Below are 25,099 nucleotides of genomic sequence, written 5' to 3'. Positions count from 1 at the left end.
AATGAATAAATTTATGAATTTAATTGGAGTTAAAGCTAGAAATGCTTTGAAGATAAAAATAGATACTAAAATTAAGAATAAAGTTTTAAACGACTATGCTTTGTTACTTGATAAAGAAAAAAAAAATATTCTAATTCAAAACAAAAAAGATGTTAATCTTGCAAAGAAAAATAAGATTAAAGAAAATTTGATAAATAGGTTGAGCATCAATCCAATAAAGCTGAAGGGAATTCAAGTCTCTATTAAAAAAATTGTAAAATTAAAAGATCCTGTCAATGTAACTTTAGAAAAATGGAGAAGACCTAATGGACTAAATATTAAAAGAGTATCAGTTCCAATAGGTGTCATTGGAGTTATATATGAAAGTAGACCAAATGTTACGTCAGATATAGCTAGCTTATGTTTTAAATCTGGAAATCCAGTAATTCTTAAAGGTGGATCTGAGGCTATTAATACTAATAGAATTTTGGCAAATCTATTTCGTAAAGCTCTAAAGAAAAATAAAGTAAATGAAAATTATATTCAATTTATTGACTCCAAAGATAGAAAAATGGTCGACATAATGCTTTCTAAAATGGATAAATTTATTGATGTGATAATTCCTAGGGGAGGAAAAAATTTAGTTAAAAGAGTTCAAGATTTTTCTAAAGTTCCTATTATCGGTCATTTGGAAGGTTTGTGTCATACATACATTGATAAAGAAGCAGAATTAAAAATGGCTACAAATATCGTTTATAATGCGAAATTAAGAAATACAAGTATTTGTGGTGCAACAGAAACAATTCTAATGCATGAAAAGATTGTTAAAAAATTTTGTAATCCAATATTAAAAAAGCTAGAGGATAACAATTGTAAAATTTATGGAGATAATTTTATAAAAAAAAATTACTCAGGAACATTATATCCAGCTAAAGAAAAAGACTGGTCTACTGAATATTTAACTGCAGCCGTATCTGTTAAAGTTGTAAAAAATTTAAAACAAGCAATTAACCACATAAATCGATATGGGACTATGCACACAGATTCTATTGTTACAAAAAATAAAAAAACTGCTGCACAATTTATGACAAATATTAAAAGTTCTATTGCAATGCATAATACTTCTACTCAATTTGCTGATGGCGGTGAATTTGGTTTTGGAGGTGAAGTTGGTATATCAACAAATACTTTGCCACCAAGAGGTCCTGTCGGCCTAGAACAATTAGTTTCTTATAAATATGAAATTTCAAGTCAAGGAAAGATAAGAGATTAGGTTGAAAAAAAAAGTTAAAATTGGAATTTTAGGTGGATCTTTTGATCCAGCACATAAGGGGCATTTAGCAATCTCTAAAGAAGCAAAAAGAAGATTTGATTTAGAAAAGATTATTTGGGCGATAACTAAAAAGAACCCTTTCAAAGACGAAAGTAAAACAAATCTCTCAAAACGAATAAAAGATTGTAAAAAAATTATTAGACTAAATCCATTTATTAAAGTTAAATTTTATGAAGATATAATTAAATCAAATAAAACTATTGATCTTATCAACTATCTTAAAAAAAATGACGGTATTGAAATTTATTTTTTGATGGGAGCTGATAATTTGATAAATTTTCATAAATGGCATAAATCAAAATCAATTTTACAAAATTGTAATATTATAGTTTTTGATCGTCATGGATATAAAAAAAATTCTTTAAAATCAAAGACATTTAAAAGTTTAAACAAAGACAGCCTTACATTTGTTGAATTTAAAAAAGTCAACATTTCATCTTCTCAATTAAGAAAAATTTGATAGTCTGAACTCAATTAATGGATAAAATTTCAGATTTAAAAACAATCGTAATCAATACACTAGATATAAATAAAGCTGAAGATATTGTGACGATTGATCTTAAAGATAAAAGCTCAATGGCTGATTATATGATTATTGCTAGCGGAACATCTTCAAGACACATTCAATCTTTGTCAGAACAAGTTTTAGAAAAATTAAAAGATAGTGGTGTTAAGAATTCTAAAATAGAAGGTAAAGAAAGTAATGAATGGAAATTAGTTGATGGAATTGACTTAATTGTTCACATTTTTCATCCTGAAAAAAGAAAGTTTTATGAGCTTGAAAAAATTTGGTCTGAACTAATACCAAAAGAAAAAGTTAGTATATGAAAACTATTCAATTTTATTTAATTATTTTTCTTACTCAGTTTCTTTTTTTAAAACAAATAAATTCAGCTGAAATTGATATTTATAAAAAAATAGATTTATTTGGCGAGGTTTTAGAAAAAATAAACAAAGAATATGTTGATGAAATAAATCAGTCAGAAAGTATGGACTCTGCAATTAATGGACTTCTTCAGTCACTTGATCCTTATTCAGCTTACATGTCACCAGAAATTTTTCAGGAAATGCAAACAGAAACTAGTGGAGAGTTTGGTGGGCTGGGAATTGAAGTTAGTATGGAGGCAGGTGTTGTAAAAGTTATATCGCCTATAGATGATACTCCTGCATCAAAAGCTGGTATAAAAGCTGGAGACTATATTGTTAAAATTAACAACATTCAGGTTCAAGGAAAATCTTTAAGTGAAGCTGTTGATTTAATGAGAGGTCCAGTGGGTTCTGCAATTGAACTTACTGTTAGACGAAGAGGAGTTAAAAAAGCCCTAACATTTAATATAACAAGAGAAATAATTGAAGTGCAGTCTGTTAAGTCTGATCTATTAGACAATAATATCGGATATATTAGATTAACTTCTTTTAATGACAATAGTAGTCAGCAAATTAAGAAACAAATTAAAAAATTAAAAAAAAATGAAAACCTAAAAGCATTCATTCTTGATTTAAGAAATAATCCCGGTGGACTTTTATCTCAAGCTATTAAAATTTCAGATTTTTTTCTTGAAAATGGAGAAATTGTATCAACAAAAAGTAGAAAAAAATCAGAGAACAAAAGATGGTTTGCAAAAAAAGGTGACATTACAGATGGCAAAACTTTATTGGTATTGATTAATTATGGTTCTGCATCTGCATCTGAAATTGTTGCTGGAGCTCTGAAAGACCATAAAAGAGCTATTATACTTGGAGAAAGTAGCTATGGAAAAGGATCTGTGCAATCGATAATTCCTCTTAAAAACAAGGGGGCTATTAGATTGACTGTTGCAAAATATTACCTTCCTTCTGGAGACTCTATTTCTGAAGTTGGAGTAAGACCTGATATTGAGGTTAATGAAGAAGGTGATAATTTTAGAATTAAAACTGAAACCGATAATCAACTTAATTACGCAATAAAGTTATTAAACGGATAATATGAAAAAAAAATTAAGCGAATTACCGCTTAGAAGTGGTGTAGGAATTGTAGTTCTAAATAAACAAAATAAAGTATTTGTTGCTAAGAGAATAGATAATCCAAAAAATTTTTGGCAAATGCCTCAAGGAGGTGTAGATGAAGGTGAAAATTTTTTAAATGCTGCTTACAGAGAGCTAGAGGAAGAAACTAGTATAAAGAAAGTAAATCTAATTCAAGAATTAGAAGGAACTATAACTTACGAACTTCCTGATCGTTTATTAGGTATTATTTGGAAAGGTAAGTATAGAGGTCAAAAACAAAAATGGTTTCTGATGAGATTTAATGGTGAAGATAATGAAATAAATATCAAAACTAAAAATCCAGAATTTTTGGATTGGAAATGGATTGAGATTGATCAGCTAACCGAAGTTGTAGTTGATTTTAAATTACACGTTTACAAAGAAGTAAAGGAACAAGTTAAAAAAATTATTAATTAAGAGATTTTAATACTTCAATTTTTTGATCAACTAAATATTTAGATTGGTCATTAATTTCAGACTTGCTAGCCTCTTCTTCTGCTTGTTTAAGAAGATCTTGCTGTTTAGATTTATCTAAATCATTAAGATTAAATATTGAGCTTGTTAAAATAGATAAATTATTATTTTTGAATTCAACTATCCCATCTTCTACATAATAATTTTCATCACCCGATTTAGATAAAATTTTAATTATGCCTGGTTTTAAAAATGAGATTATTGAAATATGATCCTTAAGTATTCCCATTTCACCTTCAAAAGCAGGTACAACTACTTCCATCACATCTTCTTTAACTAAAAAAGATTTTTCCGGATTTACTATCTCAACTTTAAACTCTTCGCTCATTAAGCAGCTGCTTCTTTCTCCATTTTTTCAGCTTTTTCTATCGCTTCCTCAATAGTTCCTACCATATAAAAAGCGGCCTCTGGTAAGTGATCGTAATCTCCTTTACAGATTGCAGCAAAACCTTTTATAGTTGAGTCTAAATCAACTAATTTTCCTGGTGATCCTGTAAATACCTCTGCTACAAAAAATGGTTGAGATAAAAATCTTTGGATTTTTCTAGCTCTTGCTACTACAAGCTTATCTTCCTCTGAAAGTTCATCCATACCAAGAATAGCGATAATATCTTGTAAAGACTTGTAAGTTTGTAATACTTTTTGTACCTCTCTAGCGACTCTATAATGCTCATCTCCTACTATTCTTGGGTCCAAAATTCTTGAAGTAGAGTCAAGTGGGTCAACAGCTGGGTAAATACCAATCTCTGCAATCTGTCTTGAAAGAACGGTAGTCGCATCCAAGTGAGCAAATGAAGTTGCTGGTGCAGGATCAGTCAAGTCATCGGCTGGTACATAAATTGCTTGTACTGATGTGATTGATCCTTTGTTTGTTGTAGTAATTCTTTCTTGAAGGTTACCCATATCGGTTGCTAATGTAGGCTGATAACCAACAGCTGAAGGTATTCTTCCTAGAAGTGCTGATACCTCAGAACCTGCTTGAGTAAATCTGAAAATGTTATCAACGAAGAAGAGTACGTCTTGACCTTCTTGATCTCTAAAATATTCAGCTACAGTCAGTCCAGTTAAAGCAACTCTAGCTCTAGCTCCTGGAGGCTCATTCATTTGTCCATAAACTAATGCTGCTTTTGATCCCTCTCCATCAGTTTTTATAACTCCAGAGTCTATCATTTCATGGTAAAGATCATTTCCTTCTCTTGTTCTTTCACCAACACCAGCAAAAACTGAAAATCCACCATGTGCTTTTGCGACGTTGTTAATTAACTCCATAATTAAAACTGTTTTTCCAACACCAGCTCCACCAAATAATCCAATTTTTCCACCTTTTGCATAAGGTGCCAGTAGATCAATGACTTTGATACCTGTAACTAATATTTCAGTTTCAGTAGATTGATCATTAAATTCCGGTGCAGATCTGTGAATAGGCCAAGTTTCTTTTGTTTTAACTTCTCCTTTTTCATCAATCGGCTCTCCAATTACATTTATAATTCTTCCCAAAGTTTCAGGACCAACTGGTACTTGAATTGGTGCGTTGGTATTAGTAACCTCATCTCCTCTTTTTAATCCTTCAGTTGCATCCATTGCAATAGTTCTAACTGTAGACTCTCCTAAATGTTGAGCAACTTCTAAAACAAGTCTGTTGTCACCATTTTTACATTCTAATGCTGTTAAAATTTCTGGAAGATCTCCATCGAATTTTACGTCTACTACTGCTCCAATAACCTGTGTAATTATTCCTTTGCTCATAATTATAAACTCTCTGCTCCTGATATGATTTCTATTAGTTCTTTAGTAATTGCTGCTTGACGGCTTCTATTATACTCAATTGTCAACTTGTCAACCATTTCACCTGCGTTACGGGTTGCATTATCCATTGCACTCATTCTAGAGCCCTGTTCGCTAGCTGAATTCTCTAACATTGCCTTAAATATTTGTGTTGAAATATTTTTAGGTAATAAATTGCTTAAAATCTCATCCTCGTCTGGTTCAAATTCGTAACTATCCTCAGACTTGTCTTCTTCTGAAGTTTCTGTATTTAGTGGTATTATCTGTTGTGCCTGTGGAATTTGGGTTATCACATTTTTAAATTGGTTATAAAAAATAGTACATACATCAAATTCCTCATCTTCAAATTTTTCAATAACAATTTTTCCAACTTTCTCTGCATCAAAATAATTAGCATTTTTAGACTCTTTAAAAGATATATGAGAGATTATTTTATCACCATAAGCTCTTTTTAGCTGATCATTACCTTTGGAACCTACTGTTATAATTTTTAATTCTTTTCCCTCTTCAGATAATTTAGCAAAATAACTTTTAGCTTTTTTAATTATATTTGAGTTGAAACCACCGCATAAACCTCTATCTGATGTCATAACAACACAAAGATGTATTTGGTCTTTACCAGACCCTGATAGTAATTTTGGAGCATTTTCTTTATCTGAAATTCCACTAGACAAGTTTAAAATTATATTATTCATTTTTTCAGAATATGGTCTTCCTTTTTCAGCACTTTCTTGGGCTCTTCTAAGTTTCGCTGCTGCCACCATTTTCATAGCTTTTGTAATTTTTTGTGTAGATTTTACACTAGCTATTCTTTTTTTGAGGTCGTCTAGACTTGCCATAGTTTATTAAGATTTAAAATTTTCCTTTAATTGAGTAATTACTTCTACAAGTAAATTTTCCATATCGTCCTCAAGTTTTCCTGAAGCTAAAATAGAATCTATAATTTCAGGTTTATCAGACTTACATTTCTCAATTATTTTATTTTCAAACTCAGCAATATCTTTAAGTTCAATATCGTCTAAGTAACCTTTTACTCCACAAAAAACTGAAATAACTTGTTCAGCTACTGTCATTGGAGAGTATTGTTTTTGTTTAAGAAGCTCTGTTAATTTAGAACCTCTATTTAATAGTTGTTGAGTTGATGCATCTAAATCAGAACCAAATTGAGCAAATGCTGCCATTTCTCTATATTGAGCTAGCTCTAACTTCATAGATCCTGATACTTTTTTCATGGCTTTAGTTTGCGCTGAAGAACCTACTCTTGATACAGATAATCCAACGTTAATTGCAGGTCTAATACCTTGGTTAAAAAGTTCTGTTTCTAAGAAAATTTGACCATCAGTAATTGAAATTACATTAGTAGGAATAAATGCAGATACATCTCCACCTTGTGTTTCAATAATCGGAAGTGCAGTTAAAGAACCTCCGCCGTGCTCATCACTTAATTTAGCCGCTCTTTCCAGTAGTCGGCTATGCAGATAAAATACATCACCAGGATAAGCCTCACGTCCTGGAGGTCTTCTTAAAAGAAGGGACATTTGTCTGTAAGCAACTGCCTGCTTAGATAAATCATCATAAATTATTAAAGCATGCATACCGTTGTCTCTAAAATATTCACCCATTGCGCAACCTGTGTAAGGAGCTAAAAATTGTAATGGCGCGGAATCTGAGGCTGTAGCAGCAACAATTGTTGTATATTCCATTGCTCCAGCTTCCTCTAAAGTTTTTTGAATTTGTCTTACAGTTGATCTTTTCTGACCAATAGCAACATAAACACAATAAAGTTTTTGTTTTTCATCTCCTGACTCATTAATTTTTTTCTGATTAATGATTGCATCAATTGCAACTGCAGTTTTACCTGTTTGTCTATCACCAATAATTAATTCACGTTGCCCTCTTCCAACTGGAACTAAGCTGTCGATTGATTTTAAACCCGTTTGCATTGGTTCACTTACTGATTGTCTTGGAATAATTCCTGGAGCTTTAACTTCAACTCTACTTTTTTGAACACTTTTATCAAGTGCTCCTTTACCATCAATAGGATTACCTAGACCATCCACAACCCTTCCTAATAATTCTTTTCCAACTGGAGTGTCTACAATATTTCCAGTTCTCTTAACAACATCTCCTTCTTTAATATTTCTATCGTCACCAAAAATTACAACCCCAACATTTTCGCTTTCCAAGTTTAATGCCATACCCTTAGAACCATCTACAAACTCAACCATCTCACCCGCTTGAACATTGTCAAGACCATAAATTCTTGCAATACCATCTCCAACAGAAAGTACTTGGCCAACTTCGGTCACTTCTGCTTTATCACCAAAATTTTTGATTTGTTCTTTTAATATTTTTGTAACTTCTGAAGGATTTATTTCCATTTATGCCTCTATCATTCTATTTTCGATTTGTTGTAATTTATTTTTAATTGAGGTGTCCACCATAGTACTACCTACCTGTACTATTAAACCTCCTATTAAACTTTCGTCATGTTTGTAGTTTAATTTTATTTTAGAGCTAAAATTTTCTGTAAGCTCATCTGTAATTTTTGTAATTTCTTCACTAGTTAATTCTTTTGCAGATTTTAATTCTGCTTTAAGTTCACCTCTTTTTTTAGAACATGTTTCTAAAAAACTCTTTAATATTTGTTCCACATAAAAAAAACGTCTTTTAATAACTAGAAAACTTAAAAAATTTTTTAGTAAGTTTTCAAATTTATTATTGTCAGAAAAATTATTTATGAATTTTAAAAGATCTTCTTGGTTATTTGTTGGATCTTTAATTAAATCTGAGAAATCTTTACTTGCTGAAATTAAATCCAAAATAGATAATGATTGTTCTTCTACTTTTTCAAGCACATTATTTTCACTTGAAAGCTCGTATAAAGCTAAAGAATATCTTTCGCTTGAAGTTATCGAAAATCCTTTATTTTTGCTCAACTTATTACCTTTGTTATGTAGAAGATTATTTTAAAATCACGCTCTAATTAGCATATGAGTATAATGTCTTCAAGTAACACATTTGTTTAAAACACTATTTTTTATAAGGTTAATTGAAGTTTATTGGGTCGACATCAACTGAAAGTTTTATTCCTGATGAAAATTTGTAATTTGCGATAATTTTAGCGATTGAGTTCTGTAAATTAAGGGATTTTGAACCCCTAATTAGCATTCTTATTCTAAATTTTTTTTTAAGTCTAAAAATTGGTGCACTAACTGGTCCTAAAACTCTTCCCTTAATTTTTTTTTCAATAAAGTTTTTAAAATAAAAAGCTTCTTTTTCTAATCTTGCTTCATTGTCTCCTGTTAAGATTAATGAAATAAATCTTTGAAATGGAGGAAGATTGTTTTGTCTTCTAATATCTAATTCTCTATCAAGAAAAATATCAGGATTACTATTGGTCAAATCAGAGATCATTTTAGTATTTGTATTATAAGTTTGAAAATACACAGTTGCAGGTTTTCCTGTTCTTCCTGCTCGACCAGAAAGTTGATGGTATAACTGTAAATTTTTTTCAGCTCCTCTTAGATCATGTCCTTGTGAAGAAAGATCAATATCAACTACAACAATACAATTAAGGCTAGGAAAATGAAAACCTTTTGAAATTAACTGAGTTCCAACTAAAATTTGAACTTCATTATCAATTATTTTTTCTAATTTATCACTAGAACTTTTTTTATTCATTGTATCACTAGAAAAAATTTCAATTTTTTTTGATGGAAAATTTTTTTTAACTTCTTCAGATATTCTTTCAACACCAGGACCGCTAAAAATAAATTCACAATCACCCTCTTTTACGCAAGTTCTTTTTAAAGATGATTTAAAACCACAATAATGGCACAACAAATTATTCTTTTTTTTATGATAAACTAAATTAATTGAACAATTGGGACATGAGTAACTATTGAAGCATTTGTTACAAAGTACGTGTGGAGAAAATCCTCGTCTATTCAAAAAAAATAATACTTGATCGTTTTTATCAAGATGAAAATTTACTTTTTCAATAATTTTTTTTGATAACCATGATTGTTTTTCTAATTTTGTTTCATTGAGATTTATAATTTCATAATTAGGTAGTGATGCATTTTTATATCGCTTTTCTAATTTTGAGATAGTAAATTTACCCTTTTTAATATTTTCATAAGTTTCAATTGACGGAACTGCTGTTATTAAATTGATAGGGATATTTTCAAATGATGCTCTTGAGATTGCCATATCTCTTGCATTATAGGTAACACCTTCATCTTGTTTGTAAGATTGATCATGTTCCTCATCAACAATGATTAATCCTAATTTTTTAAATGGTAAAAATAATGATGATCTAGCACCTATGACAACTTTAATTTCTCCATTTGTAATTCCACTCCAAATAATTTCTTTCTTTTTCTTAGTAATACCTGAGTGCCAAACTGCTGGAGTGAAACCAAAGAATTCTTTGAATTTTTTTTCAAATTGACCTGTTAAGCCAATCTCAGGTAATAAAATTAATCCCTGAAATCCTTTATTTATAATGGCTTTTAGGGCCTCAAAATAAACCATTGTTTTCCCTGAACCAGTTGTTCCTTGAAGAACATGAACTCTAAATTTTTGATTGGAAACATTCATTTTTCTAAGAGATTTTTTTTGTTCCTCAGAAAGCTCAATTGCATTTGTTTTAATATTAGACTCAAAAATTTTGTATGCATCTTTTTGAATTTTCTCTATAGCATTACTACTTAACAAAACTAACTTTAGCGCCATTCCTTTTGGAATTATATTGTATTCAGAAAACCAGTTAAGAAATTTAATAGTTGTTTTTTTTAATGGAACTACATCTAATTTTTTTAAAACACTTTTGATTTTGAAATGTCTATTATTTTTTTTTTCAAATTCATCCCAAACAACACCTGTAATTTTAGATTTACCAAAAGGGACAACCACATAATCACCTATTTTTAAATCAAGATTACTTTCATAGGTAAAAGGATGGTTAAATATATTTGGTAAAAGAATCGGTACTTTCATATTTTAATAATATGAAAAAAAACTAAGAGTGTATCGCTCTTTTATCTACTGATAATGCTGCTTCTTTAACAGCTTCTGAAAATGTTGGGTGAGCATGACAAGTTCTTGCAATATCTTCAGAGCTAGCACCAAACTCCATTGCAACACCTATTTCAGCAATTAGTTCTCCTGCATGAGGGCCAATAATGTGTGCACCTAAAACTTTATCTGTAGTTTCGTCTGCTAAAATTTTAACAAACCCTTCTGCATCATCTATAGCTTTTGCTCTAGAGTTTGCCATGAATGAAAACTTACCAATTTTATACTTTATATTTAATTCTTTTAATTGTTCCTCTGTCTTACCAATTGATGCAACTTCAGGTGTTGTATAAACAACTCCAGGAATTGTATCATAATTAACATGGCCTGATTGGCCTGCAATATTTTCTGCAACAGCAATTCCTTCATCTTCTGCTTTATGAGCAAGCATTGGACCGCTTATCACATCGCCAATTGCATAAATATTATTAATATTAGTTTTAAATGTATTATCTGTTTTAATTCTTTTTCTTTCATCCAGTTTAACTCCAGCAGCTTCTAGGTTTAAACCATTCGTATTTGCTTTTCGACCAACTGAAATAAGAACAACATCACAATCAAAATTATTTTTATTTCCATCTTTGTCAACTGTTGAGACAACAGCGCCTGATTTATTATTTTTAATAGCTTCAACTTTATTTTGCATATTAAATTTGATACCTTGTTTCTTTAAAATCTTCATAAATTCCAATGAAATTTCTTTGTCCATGCCAGGAGTAATATGATCTAAAAATTCTACCACCTGCACTTCAGATCCCAATCTTGACCAAACTGATCCCATTTCTAATCCAATGTAGCCACCCCCTACTACAACCATCTTTTTTGGAACTTTGTCCAATTTCAATGCACCTGTTGAAGATACAATTACTTTCTCATCAATTTCTATACCAGGCAAAGATACTGGTACAGAACCTGTTGCTATCACAGTTTTTTCAGCTTCAATAATAGTCTCTTTATTTTGATCATCTTTAATTATGATCTCATTTTGAGATTTGAAGCTTCCAGTTCCTTTGTAATAAGTTACCTTGTTTTTCTTAAGCAAAAACTCGACTCCCTTAGTAAGTATAGTTACCGCTTTATCTTTACTTTTCATCATTTTTTCAAGATTTAGCCTAACTTCTCCAACTTCAATTCCTTTATTAGATAAATTTTGAACTTTATGAAATTCTTCAGACAAGTTTAGTAAACTTTTTGAAGGTATACATCCTACATTTAAACATGTTCCTCCAAGAGATCCTCTAGACTCAATGCATGCTGTTTTTAATCCAAGCTGAGCAAGTCTAATAGCACAAACATATCCGCCAGGCCCCCCACCAATTACAACTGCTTGAAATTTTTCCGACATTTAAATATCCAAAAATAACCTTCTAGGGTCCTCTAAATTTTCTTTTACCATTTTTAAAAATGAAACTGATTCTTTACCATCAATTATTCTATGATCATATGACAAAGCCAAATACATTATTGGTCTAATTTTAATTTCACCATCAACAACTATAGGTCTGTCGACAATATTATGCATTCCAAGTACACCTGATTGAGGAAGGTTTAATATTGGAGTTGATAACATCGATCCGTAAACTCCACCATTACTAATAGTAAATGTTCCACCTTGAAGATCTTCGATTGTTAATTTACCATCTCTTGCTTTTTCTGAAATATTTTTAATATTTTTTTCAATATCAGCAAACGATAGCTCATCTGCATTTCTCAATACTGGTACAACTAAACCCTTTTCTGTTCCAACCGCAAAACTAAGGTTGTAATAATTTTTATAAATTATTTCATCACCGTCTATTTCAGCATTAACTGCTGGGAAGTTTTTTAATGCTACAACACATGCTTTTACAAAAAATGACATGAATCCTAACTTTATTCCATATCGACTTTGAAAATCTTGTTGGTTCTCTTTTCTCATTTCCATGATATTGGTCATATCAACTTCATTAAAAGTTGTTAATAAGGCTGCATTTTCTTGAGCTTGTTTTAATCTTTTAGCTATTGTTTGTCTTAGTCTGGTCATCTTAATTCTTTCTTCTTGACCATACTTAACTTTTCTTTCTGCAGGCTGAGGATTAGCTCCCATTAAACTTATAAGATCACCCTTTAAAACTCTTCCATCTTTTCCTGAGCCTTGAACTGAATTAATATCTATTTTGTTTTCTATAACAATCTTTCTAACTGCTGGTGAAAGTGTTTGGCTTTCCGTATTAGTTTTAGGTTCTGATTTTTCTATTTTAGGCTTTGGAACTTCTTCCTCTGTAATTTCTTCAGTTAAGATTAAAGGTTCATCCTCTGTATTTTCTGTCTTTTTTTCCTCAAAAATTTTTGGCTCTTTTTTAGATGGATCTAATTTTATTACGTTGTCTTCTTTTTGATTGGGTTCTATTTTTTTAATTTCCTCTTTTTTAACCGAACCCACCGATCCATTTTCAGACACCAAGCCAAGCAATGCTCCAACTTCCACCACTGAACCATCTTTTGAATTTATTTCTGTTAATACTCCTTTAACTGGAGATGGCACTTCAAGATTAACTTTATCTGTTTCAAGCTCTACTATCGGCTCATCTGCTTCAACAGTATCACCAGTATTTTTAAGCCATTTTGCTACTGTTGCCTCAGTAATACTTTCTCCAAGAGCAGGAACTACAATTTTTTCACTCATTTATAATTATTCAAATACCTTATCAATTATTTCTTGTTGTTGAGAATTATGCCTCTTTGCATATCCAGTCGCTGGAGTTGCATCAGGGCTTCTTCCTATATAAGAAATTTCGTTATTTTTAGCCTTAATAGTGTCTAATGTCCATTGGATATAATCCCTTACTGAGAACCATGCACCCATATTTTTAGGCTCTTCTTGGCACCAAAAAAATTTAGCATTTTCTGCGTATGGTTTTAACTCTTTAACAAGTGTTTTTGCAGGAAATGGGTAAAGTTGCTCTATTCTAAACAAAATTACATCATCTTTTTTTAATTTTTCTCTAGCTTCTAATAAATCAAAATAAACTTTTCCTGAACATAAAATTACTTTTTTGATTTCAGAACTTTCTTTTAATTTTATAAAACCTTGAGTTTGTGGATCTATTGCATGGTCCCAAAGTATTCTGTGAAAAGTATTTGATTTGCTTAAGTCTTCTAAATTTGAAACACAATATTTGTTTCTAAGTAAAGATTTTGGAGTCATCATAATTAAAGGTTTTCTAAAATCTCTATGCATTTGTCTTCTAAGAGCATGAAAGTAATTTGCGGGAGATGTGCAATTCATCACTTGCATATTATCGTTTGAGCACAATTGTAAAAATCTTTCTAATCGAGCTGATGAATGCTCCGGTCCTTGACCTTCATATCCATGTGGCAATAACATTACTAATCCAGAAGCTCTTCTCCATTTTCTTTCTCCTGAAGCAATAAATTGATCTATCACAACCTGAGCACCATTTGCAAAATCTCCAAACTGTGCTTCCCATAAAGTAAGTGTGTTAGGCTCAACTAAACTATAACCATACTCAAACCCTAGAACAGCCAATTCAGATAAAAAGCTATCTACAACTTCAAATTGTTTTTGATTATTAGAAATATTATTTAAAGGGACATATCGAGTGTTATCCTTTTGATTTCTTAAAACTGAATGTCTTTGACTGAAAGTTCCTCTTCCAGAATCTTGTCCAACTAATCTTACTGGATAGCCTTCTTCTAATAGAGATCCAAACGCTAAAGCTTCAGCTGTTGACCAATCAATATTAGATCCACTTTTAACAGCTTCTTTTCTATTATTTAATATTTTTACTATAGTCTTGTGTAAATTTAATTCATCAAAAGATGAATTTATTTTTTCTGAAATCTCTAATAGCTTTTTGGTATCCGCACCTGTTACACCTCTTTTATCTTTCCCTTTTTCTGGTTTGTAAGCTGACCACGTACCTTCAAACCAAGCAATTTTTGGTTTATAATCTTTTGCATTTTTAAACTGATCATCAAGTAAGTTTTTAAAAATCTTAATTGAATTGTCTAGGCTTTCGCTTGATATAACATTTTCTTCAATAAGTTTTTTTCCATAAACTTTAGTTGTTGAGGGATGTGATCTAATTTTTTCATACATCAAAGGTTGAGTAAAAGATGGTTCATCTCCTTCGTTATGACCAAATCTTCTATAACAAATTAGATCTACTACTACATCTCTATTGAATTTTAATCTAAACTCTGTTGCTATTCTAGCCGCATAAACAACTGCTTCTGGATCATCTCCATTAGCATGGATTATTGGAGCATCGACCATCTTTGCTATATCAGAAGGATATGGAGAAGACCTAGCAAATCTTGGGCTAGTAGTAAACCCTATCTGATTATTTACTATTATATGAATTGTGCCACCAGTGTTATGTCCTGGTAGTCCAGACATCGCAAAACATTCAGCCACAACACCTTGACCAGCAAACGCTGCATCACCGTGAATTAAAATTGGTATTACCTTATTTCTCTCTTTATCTTTATGGAAATATTGTTTTGCTCTAGTTTGACCAAGCACAACAGGATTAACTGCTTCTAAATGTGATGGGTTATCAGTTAAACTTACATGAACCGAATTTCCATCAAACTCTCTATTAGATGAGGCACCTAAATGATACTTAACGTCTCCTGCCCCCTCGTCTGATGAAGTTCCAAACTCACCAGCAAACTCATTAAATATTCTTTTGTAAGATTTTTGTAATACGTTAGCTAAAACATTCAATCTTCCTCTGTGAGACATGCCAATCTTAACTTCTTTAACTTGAGACTGACCACTAATTTTAATTATTTGCTCTAAAGCAGGTATTAGACTTTCTCCTCCATCTAATCCAAATCTTTTAGTTCCAACATATTTTGTATGAAGAAATTTTTCAAAGCCCTCTGCTTGAATCAATTTATTTAAAATAGCTTCTTTACCATTTTTAGTAAAATTTAAATTATCATCTGATTTTTCAATTCTATCTCTAAACCATTTTCTCTCTGTTGGATTAGAAATATGCATATATTCATAACCAACTGGTCCACAATAAGTTTTTTTTAAAAAGGCTAACAATTCTTTAATGTTTGAGTTTTGTCTATTAGTTACTCCACCTAAATAAATATTTTTTTGATAATCTTTTTTTTTAAAACCAAAAGACTCTGGGTGAAGCTCATCTAAATAGTCTGATTTCATCAATTCAAGTGGATCTAGTTTGGCTATAAGATGTCCACGTTGTCTGTATGATCTGATCATTGAAACTGCTTTAATGGAGTCTTCATTAGATTTTGAAGAACTTGAACTTATGCCATTATTATTTGCAGCAATATCATTAGAATTTTGTTCTTCTTGGTCAATTTTTTTTTGAAGTTCATCAATATCTACTGTATTTTTTTTGGGGCCCCATGAAGGACCATTAATTTCTTTTGCAATAATATTTAACTCATCTCCAATACCTTCAAAATAATCTTTCCAACTATCTGGTAAATCAGCCTCCTTGTTTACAAACTTAAGATACATTCGCTCAATAAATGCACTATTAGATTTGTTTAAAAATGAAGTTTTTTCGTATTCAAGGTTTTTTGATGCTGACATCTGTTTATTTAATATAATCCTCTAATATTAATTTTCAATTTGACAATTTATTAAATAAAGTTTTTCCAATTATTGAAGGCGATTTTGCAACTGTTATGCCAGATTCCTCCATTTTTTTAATCTTATCTTCAGCGCCACCCTTTCCTCCTGAGATAATGGCTCCTGCATGTCCCATTCTACGTCCTGGAGGGGCTGTAATTCCAGCAATAAACCCAACTATTGGTTTTTTGATTTTATGATTTTTTACAAATTCTGCAGCTTCTTCTTCTGCAGTACCTCCAATTTCTCCTATCATTAAAATAGATTTGGTCTCTTCGTCGTTTAAAAACAAATCTAAACAATCAATAAAATTTGTTCCATTAACTGGATCGCCACCGATACCAATACAGGTTGATTGACCTAAACCATTCTCAGTTGTTTGCGCTACCGCCTCGTAAGTAAGAGTTCCTGATCTTGATACAATTCCAACCGATCCTCTTTTGTGAATATTTCCTGGCATAATTCCAATTTTACATTCGTCTGGAGTAATTATTCCTGGGCAATTTGGTCCAATCAATCTACTTTTAGAACCATTTAATTTTTGTCTTACTTTAAGCATATCCTGAACTGGGATACCTTCAGTAATACAAACAATTAATTCTATTGATGCATCAATCGCTTCTATAATTGCAGCTGCAGCAAATTTAGCAGGTACATAAATCATTGTTGCATCTGCACCAACGCTATCTTTTGCTTCGATAACGCTATTAAAAACAGGTCTATATAAGTGTTTTTGACCACCTTTTTTTGGAGTTACACCACCAACTAAATTAGTTCCATATTTAATTGCTTGTTCAGAGTGAAAGGTGCCATGTGCACCTGTAAAGCCTTGACAGATTACTTTTGTATTCTTGTTTACTAAAATAGACATTTTATTTAATTGCCTCTACAATTTTTTTCGCTGCATCATCTAAGTTCTCAGCTGAAATTAACTTTAATCCTGAGTTATCTAATATTTCTTTACCTTCTTTGAAATTTGTCCCAGCAAGTCTAACAACTAATGGAACACTAATATTTATTTCTTTAGCGGCATCTACCACTCCTTGAGCAAGTACATCGCATCTCATTATCCCTCCAAAAATATTAATTAAAATTCCTTTAACATTTTTGTCTGATAGAATTATCTTCAAGGCTGCTGAAACTTTTTCTTTTGAGGCACCGCCGCCAACATCTAAAAAATTAGCTGGCTCTTTTCCATATAATTTAATTATGTCCATAGTTGCCATAGCTAAACCTGCCCCATTAACCATACAACCAATACTTCCATCCAATTTTATATAAGCTAGATCGTGTTTGCTGGCCTCTATTTCTGTTGGATCTTCTTCATTTAAATCTCTTAACTCAACAATCTCAGGATGTCTAAATAAAGCATTTGAATCAAAGTTTACTTTTGCATCTAAACAAATTACTTTTTCTTCCTTGGTTAAGATTAATGGATTAACCTCAACCATATTTGCATCTGTGCTTATAAACATTTGATAAATTGATTTAATTAGCGAAATTGCTTGTATTTTTGCACTATCATTTAAGTTAAAAATTTTAATTATCTCTTCACAATCTTTGTCGGAAATTTCATTACCAATATCAACTTTAGTTGTTATGATTTTCTCAGGCAAGTTACTTGCTACTTCTTCAATGTCCATTCCACCCTGGTCACTAGATATGAAAGCTATTTTAGAACTAGCTCTATCGACTAAACAAGACAAATAAAACTCTTTATCAATATTTGATGACTCTTCGACATATAGTCTTTTTACTTCTCTTCCTTCAGGACCTGTTTGATGAGTAACTAAGATTTTTCCCATCATCTCTTTTGCTGCCTCACTTAAATCTTCAATAGTATCTAATATTTTTACTCCCCCTGCTTTTCCTCTTCCACCTGCATGGATTTGAGCTTTTAAAACATATTTTTTTGTATTTAGTGATTTTGCTTTTTCAACAAGATCTTCAACTGTAAGACTAAATACTCCTTCTGGTACAACTGCCCCATATTTTTTTAAGATTTGTTTTGCTTGATGTTCGTGAATATTCATTATTACTTAGAAAGATCAGGATCAATTTTAGATGCTGCTTCCCAAAGAGCTTTAACTGCATCTATTGAATGCATAAACTCTTTTTTTTCTCTATCGTCTAAGTCAATTTCTTCTATCTTTTCTACACCATCTTTTCCAATTATGACTGGAACGCCTGCATAAACGTTACTCACACCATACTCTCCATTTAATTGAACTGCGCATGGAAGTAATTTTTTTTCATCTTTTAAGTATGCCTCTGCCATCTGAACTCCTGAAGCTGCAGGTGCGTAAAAAGCAGATCCTTTTTCAAGATATTTGACTATCTCAGCACCACCATCTCTAGTTCTCTGATTTATTTCTTCTAATCTTTCTTGAGAAATTTTTCCCTCTTTTACTAAGTCAAGCAAAGGTTTTCCCGAAACTTTTGTAAATCTAGGCATTGGTACCATTGTATCTCCGTGTCCGCCCATCACCATTGCGTCTATTTCTTTTACTGGAACGTTTAATTCTAAAGAAAGAAATAATTTAAATCTTGAGCTATCTAAAATTCCAGCCATCCCAACAACTTTATTTGCTGATAAACCAGAAAATTTCTGAAAAGCCATTACCATTACATCTAATGGATTGGTAATACATATAACAAAAGCATTAGGAGCATTTTGCTTAATTCCTTCTGCTACCTGTTTAATTATTTTTAGATTTATCCCTAATAAATCATCTCTGCTCATACCTGGTTTTCTAGGAACACCAGCGGTTATAATGATCACATCAGAATCTTTGATATCTTTATAGTCATCAGTACCTGAAAATTTCACATTAAAGCCATCTACTGATGAAGATTGCGCAATATCAAGCGCTTTTCCTTTCGCTATTCCGCTTGCAACATCAAATAAAACTACTTCATCTACCAATTCTTTTGTTCCAATTAAGTGGGCTAGAGTTCCTCCTATTTGACCTGCACCAATCAAAGATATTTTGCTCATTTTTTTCCTTATTTCATTGTTGGCATTACAAATTCCGCATTTGAACGGATACCTGATGGCCATCTTGAGGTTACTGTTTTTAATTTTGTATAAAATTTAATTCCTTCCATACCATGCATTGCACTATCTCCAAATAAAGACCTTTTCCATCCTCCAAAGCTATGAAACGCCATTGGAACTGGAATTGGAACATTAATACCAACCATACCTACTTGAATTTTGCTTGCAAAAGTTCTGCCTGCATCTCCATCTCTAGTATAAATACTTACACCATTTCCATACTCATGATCATTAATCAATTTAGCTGCTTCCTCAAAAGTTTTTACTCTAACTACTGATAAAACAGGACCAAATATTTCTTCTTTGTAAACTCTCATATCTTTTGAAACATGATCAAATAAACATCCACCGATATAGAATCCATTTTCATAACCTTGAAGTTTTAAATTTCTTCCATCTACAACTAGTTTTGCTCCCTCTTCAACACCAAGGTCCACATAACTTTTCACTTTTTCTAAATGTTCCTTAGTAATCAAAGGTCCCATTTCAGATGTTTTATCCATTCCTGGGCCAACTTTTAAAGCTTCAGCTTTTTTTGATAATCTTGATACTAATTCATCACCTATATCTCCAACCGCGACAGCAACTGATTGAGCCATACATCTTTCACCAGCAGAACCATATGCTGCACCCATCAAACCATTTACAGCACCATCTAAATCACAGTCAGGCATAACTACTAAATGATTTTTAGCTCCACCTAAAGCTTGGACTCTTTTTTCATTTTTAGCTGAATTTTCGTAAATATATTTAGCAATAGGTGTTGATCCCACAAAACTTAATGCTGTTATATCTTTATTTTCTAAAATCGCATCAACAGACTCTTTATCACCATTAACAACATTAAACACTCCATCTGGAAGTCCTGCTTCTTTTAAGAGTTCTGCTAACTTAATAGCGCATGAAGGATCTTTTTCTGATGGTTTAAGTATGAATGTATTTCCACATGCTATAGCAAGTGGGAACATCCACATTGGTACCATTGCAGGAAAGTTAAAAGGTGTTATTCCAGCAACAACACCTAGTGGCTGTCTCATTGACCAGCTATCCACATTTGTTCCAACATTTTCTGAAAATTCACCCTTTAATAAATGAGGAATGCCACACGCAAACTCAACGACCTCTAGTCCTCTTGTTAATGAACCTTGGGCATCTTCATAAACTTTACCATGTTCAGAAACAATTAATCTTGTGAGCTCATCAGAGTTTTTTTCAATTAATTCTTTAAATTTAAACATTACTCTTGCTCTCTGAAGAGACGGTTTCGATGACCAAGTTTCAAAAGCTTTTTTTGCAACTTCAACTGCTTGATCTAGATCAGATTTTGAAGCAAGTCTTACTTCGGATTCTTGCTCACCAGTTGCTGGGTTATAGACTTTACCTTTTTGATCTGATGAACCAGGAATAATTTTTCCACCTACAAAGTGTTCTATTAATCTCATGAATACGGTCTTTTAAATCAAAAATTCTTGTTAGTCTATTTAAACATTGGCTGTAGCAATCATTTTTTTAATTTCTGCAATTGCTTTTGCTGGATTCAAGCCTTTTGGACAAGCACTTGTGCAGTTGAGAATAGTATGACATCTATAAAGTTTTAATTCATCAGCAACCTTCTTTAACCTAGCTTTTCTTTCCTCGTCTCTACTATCAATAATCCATCTATATGCTTGAAGCAAAACTGCGGGACCTAAATATTTATCTCCATTCCACCAATAACTTGGACAAGATGTTGAACAGCATGCGCACATTATACATTCATATGCACCATCAAGTTTTGCTCTTTCTTCCTTTGATTGGAAAATTTCAGTTGTATCTTTTGTTGAATTATTTTTTAACCAAGGTTCGATTGACTGATATTGTTTATAAAGACCATCAAGATCTCCAATTAAATCTCTTTTAACCTTTAAGTGTGGTAATGGATAAATATCTATATCACCATCTATTTCAGCATGTGGTGTTGTGCAAGCAAGACCATTTTTACCCCCCATATTCATCGCACAAGATCCACAAACTCCATGTGCACAAGATCTTCTATAGGCTAATGTTGGATCAATTTCATTTTTAATTTTATTTAAAATATCTAAAACTTTTGATGGACAATTATCCATATCAACTTCATATGTATCAATTCTAGGATTTTCTTCTGTAGAAGGATCCCATCTATAAACATTTACTTTTCTTATGTTTTTTGATCCAGTTTTGTCTTGATAGTATTTACCTTTAATTACTTCAGAATTTTTAGGTAAATTTATTTGAACCATTAATACACTCTTTCTTGTGGTGGAAAGTATTGTACTTCATTAGTTAACGTAGATTTGTGTACTTCTCTATAACTTATTTTTGTATTCTTGCCATCACACCAAGCTAGTGTATGTTGCATAAATTTTTCATCATCTCTTTTTGGATAATCATCTCTTGCATGAGCTCCTCTACTTTCTTTTCTGTGGTAGGCAGAATCAACTGTAGCTACAGCTTGTCTAATTAAATTGTCAAACTCTAAAGTTTCTACTAAATCTGTGTTAAATACTAACGATCTATCTTTAACTGAAATAGAGTCCATTCCATCATAAGTTTTTCTGATTTCATCAACACCTTCTTTAAGATTTTTTTCAGTTCTAAAAACTGCACATTTTGATTGCATTGTTTTTTGCATAGCAAGTCTTAGATCTGCTGTACTATTTTCACCATTTGCATTTCTAAGTTTATCAAACCTATCCAAACATTTTTGAGTTTCAGTTTCTCCAATTTCTTCATGGGGAGTTCCTGGTTTAATTAATTCTGCGGCCCTTTTAGCTGCTGCTCTTCCAAATACAACTAAGTCAATTAAAGAATTAGATCCTAATCTATTGGCTCCGTGAACGGAAACACACGCAGCTTCTCCAATTGCCATCAATCCAGGAACAGTTTTTTCAGAACCATTTACTGTCATAACTTCTCCTTTATAATTTGTTGGAATACCACCCATATTGTAGTGAACAGTAGGTACTACTGGAATTGGCTCTTTAGTAACATCCACATTTGCAAATAATCTTGCAGCATCAGTAATTCCTGGCAATCTACTTTCAATAATTTCTTTATCCAAATGACTTAAGTTCAAATGAACATGATCTTGATCTTTACCAACTCCTCTTCCCTCATTGATTTCAATTGACATTGATCTACTTACCACATCTCTTGACGCTAGATCTTTTGCACTTGGGGCATATCTTTCCATGAACCTCTCACCTTTTGAATTTGTAAGGTAACCTCCTTCGCCTCTAGCCCCTTCAGTAATTAAAGTACCGTGACCATATATTCCTGTTGGATGAAATTGTACAAACTCCATATCTTGTAATGGAAGTCCAGCTCTTAAAACCATAGCATTACCATCACCTGTGCACGTATGTGCAGAAGTTGCTGAGTAATAAACTTTTCCATACCCACCAGTAGCAATAATTACTGTATGCGCCCTAAATCTATGAATTGTTCCATCATTTAAATTCCAAGCTATTAATCCTTTGCACTCACCATCTTTCATTAATAAATCCAATGCAAAATATTCTATAAAAAACTCTGTATTGTGTTTTAAAGCTTGTCCATAAAGAGTATGTAGAATTGCATGACCTGTTCTATCAGCGGCAGCACAAGTTCTTTGAACTATCCCATTACCATAATTTTTTGTCATTCCTCCAAATGGTCTTTGATAAATCTTTCCTTCCTCTGTTCGACTAAAAGGCACACCATATTTTTCTAACTCAATTACTGCTTGCGGTGCTTCTTTACATAAATACTCAATGCTATCTTGATCACCTAACCAGTCTGCACCTTTTACGGTATCATACATGTGCCATCGCCAATCATCTTCTCCCATGTTTCCAAGGGCAGCTGAAATACCTCCTTGAGCTGCAGATGTATGGCTTCTTGTTGGAAAAACTTTTGAGATACACGCAGTTTTTAAACCTGCCTCACTCAAGCCAACAGCAGCCCTTAGGCCTGATCCTCCAGCACCTAATACTACAACGTCATATTCGTGATCTATAATTTTATAAGTACTCATTAATTTAGATTAAATAAAAATATAATTGTTAATAATGGGATAACTATAGCAGATAAAAATAATAGTCTGTTTGCGACATTTTTGATTTTATCATCACCAATATAGTCTTCAAATACCTCACTTATACTAAGTGCCGAAAAAAAATATGCAAAAATTATAAATAAGCTAAATAAAAATTTACTAGTTGAATTTGTAAAAAATTTTAAAACTTCTAAATAATTTTGATTATAAATTGCTATAAAATTCAAAATAAACCAAATCATTAAAGGTAACAAAATGATTGATGAGATTTTTAAGAAAATCCATTTTTTTGTAGCTAAATTCATTTAAATAAAATTTTTACCTATTAAATAAATTAAAATAGTCAAGGCAACAGAGCCAAAAATAACAGCTATTCCTGTTATTCGAGTTGTTTTTAATTCAAATCCATAACCCATGTCCATTATTAAATGTCTTATTTCACTTAGAATTTGAAAACTAAATGACCAAGCTAAACCAATAGCAAAAAACTTTCCTAATAAAGAATTAAAAAATAAATTTATAGTACTGTAACTTGAATCTCCTAAAATTAACATTGATGCCCAGATACAAATTAAAGTTATTGCTATAATATTGATTATACCAGTTATTCTATGAGAGATAGAAACTAAAGATGAAATGTGCCATCTATATATTTGTATATGAGGAGATAATGGGCTTTTATTTTCCATAGAAGTTATTTTTAATTAAATTTTCTGCTATCTCAACTGCATTTAAAGCTGCGCCTCTTAAAAGATTGTCTGAAACAATCCACATATTTAATCCATTATTTACAGTTTTATCTTCTCTTATTCTTGAAATAAAAGTTTCATCTCTTCCTTCGGCTTCTAATGGAGTTATATAGCCTCCGTCTGATCTTTCATCTACTACTCTACAACCCTTAAAGTTATCAAGAGCCTCTCTCACTTTTTCTAAAGTAAAAAGCTTTTCAAATTCAATATTAACTGACTCTGAATGAGAAACTAAAACAGGAAGTCTAACGCAGGTAGCTGTTAACTCTATTTTGCTGCCTAAAATTTTTTTTATCTCATTAGTCATTTTAAGCTCTTCTTTTGTATAACCATCGTCTGCAAAAACATCAATTTGGGGAATTGCATTAAATGCAATTTGCTTTGTAAAGTTTTTAGACTCAACTTTTTTTTTTTCTAAAATTAATTTTGTCTGATCAATAAGTTCATCCATTTGTGCTTTACCACCACCTGAAACTGATTGATAAGTCGACACAACTATCCTTTTAATTGTAAATAAGTCATGTAACGGTTTGAGCGCAATTACTAATTGTGCAGTTGAACAGTTTGGGTTTGCAATAATATTTTTTTTTATATTATTTAAATGATCCGAATTAACTTGAGGTACAATTAAAGGAACATCTGGATCCATTCTATAAAAACTGGAATTATCTATTACTAAAGAATGTTTGGCAGCTTTTTCAGCAAATTTTTCTGAAATTTTTCCTCCCGCCGCAAAAAAAGTTATTTTTGCTCTAGAAAAATCAAAAGTTTCAAGATTTAAAACTTCATGTTCATCACCAAGAAAATTTATCTTTGATCCCGCGCTTCTAGAAGATGCTAACAAGTATAAATTATCAATTGAAAGCTCTTTCTTTTCAAGAACTTCAAGTATTTTTCTACCCACATTACCAGTGGCACCAACGATCGCTATATTCAT

Annotated in this window: 23 protein-coding genes; 5 read left to right on the top strand and 18 right to left on the bottom strand. The window is 31.6% G+C overall.

Features of this window, described 5'->3' with window-relative positions; all coding sequences use genetic code 11:
* Position 1 precedes the first annotated feature (1 nt).
* The 5 genes from PB7211_RS01800 to PB7211_RS01780 are packed head-to-tail and all read left to right on the top strand — an operon-like array spanning position 2 to position 3,754.
* The gene (locus PB7211_RS01800; RefSeq protein WP_008544936.1) at positions 2 to 1,252 is read left to right on the top strand and encodes a glutamate-5-semialdehyde dehydrogenase; all 1,251 of its coding nucleotides are present in this window, start codon (positions 2 to 4) and stop codon (positions 1,250 to 1,252) included.
* Position 1,253: 1 nt separating this feature from the next.
* Entirely contained in the window at positions 1,254 to 1,772 is a 519-nt protein-coding gene (gene nadD, locus PB7211_RS01795; RefSeq protein WP_008546111.1) for a nicotinate (nicotinamide) nucleotide adenylyltransferase, read from the top strand.
* Between the two features lie 17 nt (positions 1,773 to 1,789).
* Positions 1,790 to 2,140, top strand: a complete 351-nt coding sequence (gene rsfS, locus PB7211_RS01790) for a ribosome silencing factor (protein ID WP_008545635.1) — start codon at positions 1,790 to 1,792, stop codon at positions 2,138 to 2,140.
* A complete protein-coding gene (locus tag PB7211_RS01785) occupies positions 2,137 to 3,276 on the top strand; it encodes a S41 family peptidase (protein ID WP_008545498.1) in 1,140 nt (379 codons plus the stop codon). The genes rsfS and PB7211_RS01785 overlap by 4 nt, the downstream gene beginning before the upstream one ends.
* 1 nt (position 3,277) lies before the next feature.
* Positions 3,278 to 3,754 (top strand): RNA pyrophosphohydrolase, encoded by a 477-nt coding sequence (locus tag PB7211_RS01780; RefSeq protein WP_008545670.1) that lies wholly within the window; start codon positions 3,278 to 3,280, stop codon positions 3,752 to 3,754.
* Here PB7211_RS01780 and atpC read toward each other — a convergent pair.
* From atpC to PB7211_RS01690, 18 genes are all read right to left on the bottom strand, one after another.
* Positions 3,747 to 4,139 (bottom strand): ATP synthase F1 subunit epsilon, encoded by a 393-nt coding sequence (atpC, locus tag PB7211_RS01775; RefSeq protein ID WP_008545667.1) that lies wholly within the window; start codon positions 4,137 to 4,139, stop codon positions 3,747 to 3,749. The two genes, PB7211_RS01780 and atpC, sit on opposite strands and share 8 nt — an antisense overlap.
* The gene (gene atpD, locus PB7211_RS01770) at positions 4,139 to 5,557 is read right to left on the bottom strand and encodes a F0F1 ATP synthase subunit beta (RefSeq protein ID WP_008544811.1); all 1,419 of its coding nucleotides are present in this window, start codon (positions 5,555 to 5,557) and stop codon (positions 4,139 to 4,141) included. Before atpD ends, atpC begins: the two co-directional genes overlap by 1 nt.
* A gap of 2 nt (positions 5,558 to 5,559) precedes the next feature.
* A complete protein-coding gene (locus tag PB7211_RS01765; RefSeq protein WP_008544299.1) occupies positions 5,560 to 6,435 on the bottom strand; it encodes a F0F1 ATP synthase subunit gamma in 876 nt (291 codons plus the stop codon).
* A 6-nt stretch (positions 6,436 to 6,441) separates the two neighbouring features.
* Entirely contained in the window at positions 6,442 to 7,977 is a 1,536-nt protein-coding gene (gene atpA, locus PB7211_RS01760) for a F0F1 ATP synthase subunit alpha (protein ID WP_008545656.1), read from the bottom strand.
* A complete protein-coding gene (gene atpH, locus PB7211_RS01755) occupies positions 7,978 to 8,535 on the bottom strand; it encodes an ATP synthase F1 subunit delta (protein WP_034398792.1) in 558 nt (185 codons plus the stop codon).
* Between the two features lie 109 nt (positions 8,536 to 8,644).
* Entirely contained in the window at positions 8,645 to 10,600 is a 1,956-nt protein-coding gene (gene priA, locus PB7211_RS01750; RefSeq protein WP_008544954.1) for a replication restart helicase PriA, read from the bottom strand.
* 22 nt (positions 10,601 to 10,622) lie between these two features.
* The gene (gene lpdA / locus PB7211_RS01745; RefSeq protein WP_008544322.1) at positions 10,623 to 12,023 is read right to left on the bottom strand and encodes a dihydrolipoyl dehydrogenase; all 1,401 of its coding nucleotides are present in this window, start codon (positions 12,021 to 12,023) and stop codon (positions 10,623 to 10,625) included.
* Positions 12,024 to 13,343: a 2-oxoglutarate dehydrogenase complex dihydrolipoyllysine-residue succinyltransferase gene (gene odhB, locus PB7211_RS01740; protein ID WP_034398789.1), complete on the bottom strand. Its 1,320-nt coding sequence runs from the start codon at positions 13,341 to 13,343 to the stop codon at positions 12,024 to 12,026.
* Between the two features lie 6 nt (positions 13,344 to 13,349).
* Positions 13,350 to 16,259, bottom strand: coding sequence for a 2-oxoglutarate dehydrogenase E1 component (locus PB7211_RS01735; protein ID WP_008545806.1), 2,910 nt, complete (start codon positions 16,257 to 16,259; stop codon positions 13,350 to 13,352).
* Between the two features lie 34 nt (positions 16,260 to 16,293).
* On the bottom strand, positions 16,294 to 17,169 hold the full coding sequence (gene sucD / locus PB7211_RS01730; RefSeq protein ID WP_008544437.1) for a succinate--CoA ligase subunit alpha: 876 nt from the start codon (positions 17,167 to 17,169) through the stop codon (positions 16,294 to 16,296).
* A gap of 1 nt (position 17,170) precedes the next feature.
* Positions 17,171 to 18,331 (bottom strand): ADP-forming succinate--CoA ligase subunit beta, encoded by a 1,161-nt coding sequence (sucC, locus tag PB7211_RS01725; RefSeq protein ID WP_008545223.1) that lies wholly within the window; start codon positions 18,329 to 18,331, stop codon positions 17,171 to 17,173.
* A gap of 2 nt (positions 18,332 to 18,333) precedes the next feature.
* Positions 18,334 to 19,296 (bottom strand): malate dehydrogenase, encoded by a 963-nt coding sequence (mdh, locus tag PB7211_RS01720; protein ID WP_008544690.1) that lies wholly within the window; start codon positions 19,294 to 19,296, stop codon positions 18,334 to 18,336.
* A gap of 8 nt (positions 19,297 to 19,304) precedes the next feature.
* Positions 19,305 to 20,798, bottom strand: a complete 1,494-nt coding sequence (locus tag PB7211_RS01715; RefSeq protein WP_008545311.1) for a CoA-acylating methylmalonate-semialdehyde dehydrogenase — start codon at positions 20,796 to 20,798, stop codon at positions 19,305 to 19,307.
* Positions 20,799 to 20,837: 39 nt separating this feature from the next.
* Positions 20,838 to 21,617 carry a succinate dehydrogenase iron-sulfur subunit gene (locus PB7211_RS01710; protein WP_008544055.1) on the bottom strand — a complete coding sequence of 260 codons (780 nt, stop codon included), beginning with the start codon at positions 21,615 to 21,617 and terminating at the stop codon, positions 20,838 to 20,840.
* On the bottom strand, positions 21,617 to 23,392 hold the full coding sequence (gene sdhA / locus PB7211_RS01705) for a succinate dehydrogenase flavoprotein subunit (RefSeq protein ID WP_008544378.1): 1,776 nt from the start codon (positions 23,390 to 23,392) through the stop codon (positions 21,617 to 21,619). Before sdhA ends, PB7211_RS01710 begins: the two co-directional genes overlap by 1 nt.
* Positions 23,392 to 23,718, bottom strand: coding sequence for a succinate dehydrogenase, hydrophobic membrane anchor protein (gene sdhD / locus PB7211_RS01700; protein ID WP_029453884.1), 327 nt, complete (start codon positions 23,716 to 23,718; stop codon positions 23,392 to 23,394). Before sdhD ends, sdhA begins: the two co-directional genes overlap by 1 nt.
* Positions 23,719 to 24,102: a succinate dehydrogenase, cytochrome b556 subunit gene (sdhC, locus tag PB7211_RS01695; protein ID WP_008544159.1), complete on the bottom strand. Its 384-nt coding sequence runs from the start codon at positions 24,100 to 24,102 to the stop codon at positions 23,719 to 23,721.
* Positions 24,092 to 25,099, bottom strand: a complete 1,008-nt coding sequence (locus PB7211_RS01690) for an aspartate-semialdehyde dehydrogenase (RefSeq protein WP_008544976.1) — start codon at positions 25,097 to 25,099, stop codon at positions 24,092 to 24,094. Before PB7211_RS01690 ends, sdhC begins: the two co-directional genes overlap by 11 nt.

Source organism: Candidatus Pelagibacter sp. HTCC7211 (genome assembly GCF_000155895.1).
In the GTDB taxonomy this organism is placed as follows: domain Bacteria; phylum Pseudomonadota; class Alphaproteobacteria; order Pelagibacterales; family Pelagibacteraceae; genus Pelagibacter.
Note: the sequence above shows the minus strand (reverse complement) of the source record. Positions and strands in the feature narration are given on the sequence as shown.

Coding starts and splice junctions, on each gene's coding strand:
- PB7211_RS01800 (WP_008544936.1), top strand. CDS start 2: ATGAATAAATTTATGAATTTAATTGGAGTTAAAGCTAGAAATGCTTTG.
- sdhA (WP_008544378.1), bottom strand. CDS start 23,392: ATGAGTACTTATAAAATTATAGATCACGAATATGACGTTGTAGTATTA.
- PB7211_RS01735 (WP_008545806.1), bottom strand. CDS start 16,259: ATGTCAGCATCAAAAAACCTTGAATACGAAAAAACTTCATTTTTAAAC.
- priA (WP_008544954.1), bottom strand. CDS start 10,600: ATGAAAGTACCGATTCTTTTACCAAATATATTTAACCATCCTTTTACC.
- sucD (WP_008544437.1), bottom strand. CDS start 17,169: ATGTCTATTTTAGTAAACAAGAATACAAAAGTAATCTGTCAAGGCTTT.
- PB7211_RS01710 (WP_008544055.1), bottom strand. CDS start 21,617: ATGGTTCAAATAAATTTACCTAAAAATTCTGAAGTAATTAAAGGTAAA.
- mdh (WP_008544690.1), bottom strand. CDS start 19,296: ATGAGCAAAATATCTTTGATTGGTGCAGGTCAAATAGGAGGAACTCTA.
- PB7211_RS01765 (WP_008544299.1), bottom strand. CDS start 6,435: ATGGCAAGTCTAGACGACCTCAAAAAAAGAATAGCTAGTGTAAAATCT.
- odhB (WP_034398789.1), bottom strand. CDS start 13,343: ATGAGTGAAAAAATTGTAGTTCCTGCTCTTGGAGAAAGTATTACTGAG.
- atpA (WP_008545656.1), bottom strand. CDS start 7,977: ATGGAAATAAATCCTTCAGAAGTTACAAAAATATTAAAAGAACAAATC.
- PB7211_RS01780 (WP_008545670.1), top strand. CDS start 3,278: ATGAAAAAAAAATTAAGCGAATTACCGCTTAGAAGTGGTGTAGGAATT.
- sucC (WP_008545223.1), bottom strand. CDS start 18,331: ATGAATATTCACGAACATCAAGCAAAACAAATCTTAAAAAAATATGGG.
- atpC (WP_008545667.1), bottom strand. CDS start 4,139: ATGAGCGAAGAGTTTAAAGTTGAGATAGTAAATCCGGAAAAATCTTTT.
- atpD (WP_008544811.1), bottom strand. CDS start 5,557: ATGAGCAAAGGAATAATTACACAGGTTATTGGAGCAGTAGTAGACGTA.
- PB7211_RS01785 (WP_008545498.1), top strand. CDS start 2,137: ATGAAAACTATTCAATTTTATTTAATTATTTTTCTTACTCAGTTTCTT.
- rsfS (WP_008545635.1), top strand. CDS start 1,790: ATGGATAAAATTTCAGATTTAAAAACAATCGTAATCAATACACTAGAT.
- lpdA (WP_008544322.1), bottom strand. CDS start 12,023: ATGTCGGAAAAATTTCAAGCAGTTGTAATTGGTGGGGGGCCTGGCGGA.
- PB7211_RS01690 (WP_008544976.1), bottom strand. CDS start 25,099: ATGAATATAGCGATCGTTGGTGCCACTGGTAATGTGGGTAGAAAAATA.
- sdhD (WP_029453884.1), bottom strand. CDS start 23,718: ATGAATTTAGCTACAAAAAAATGGATTTTCTTAAAAATCTCATCAATC.
- sdhC (WP_008544159.1), bottom strand. CDS start 24,102: ATGGAAAATAAAAGCCCATTATCTCCTCATATACAAATATATAGATGG.
- PB7211_RS01715 (WP_008545311.1), bottom strand. CDS start 20,798: ATGAGATTAATAGAACACTTTGTAGGTGGAAAAATTATTCCTGGTTCA.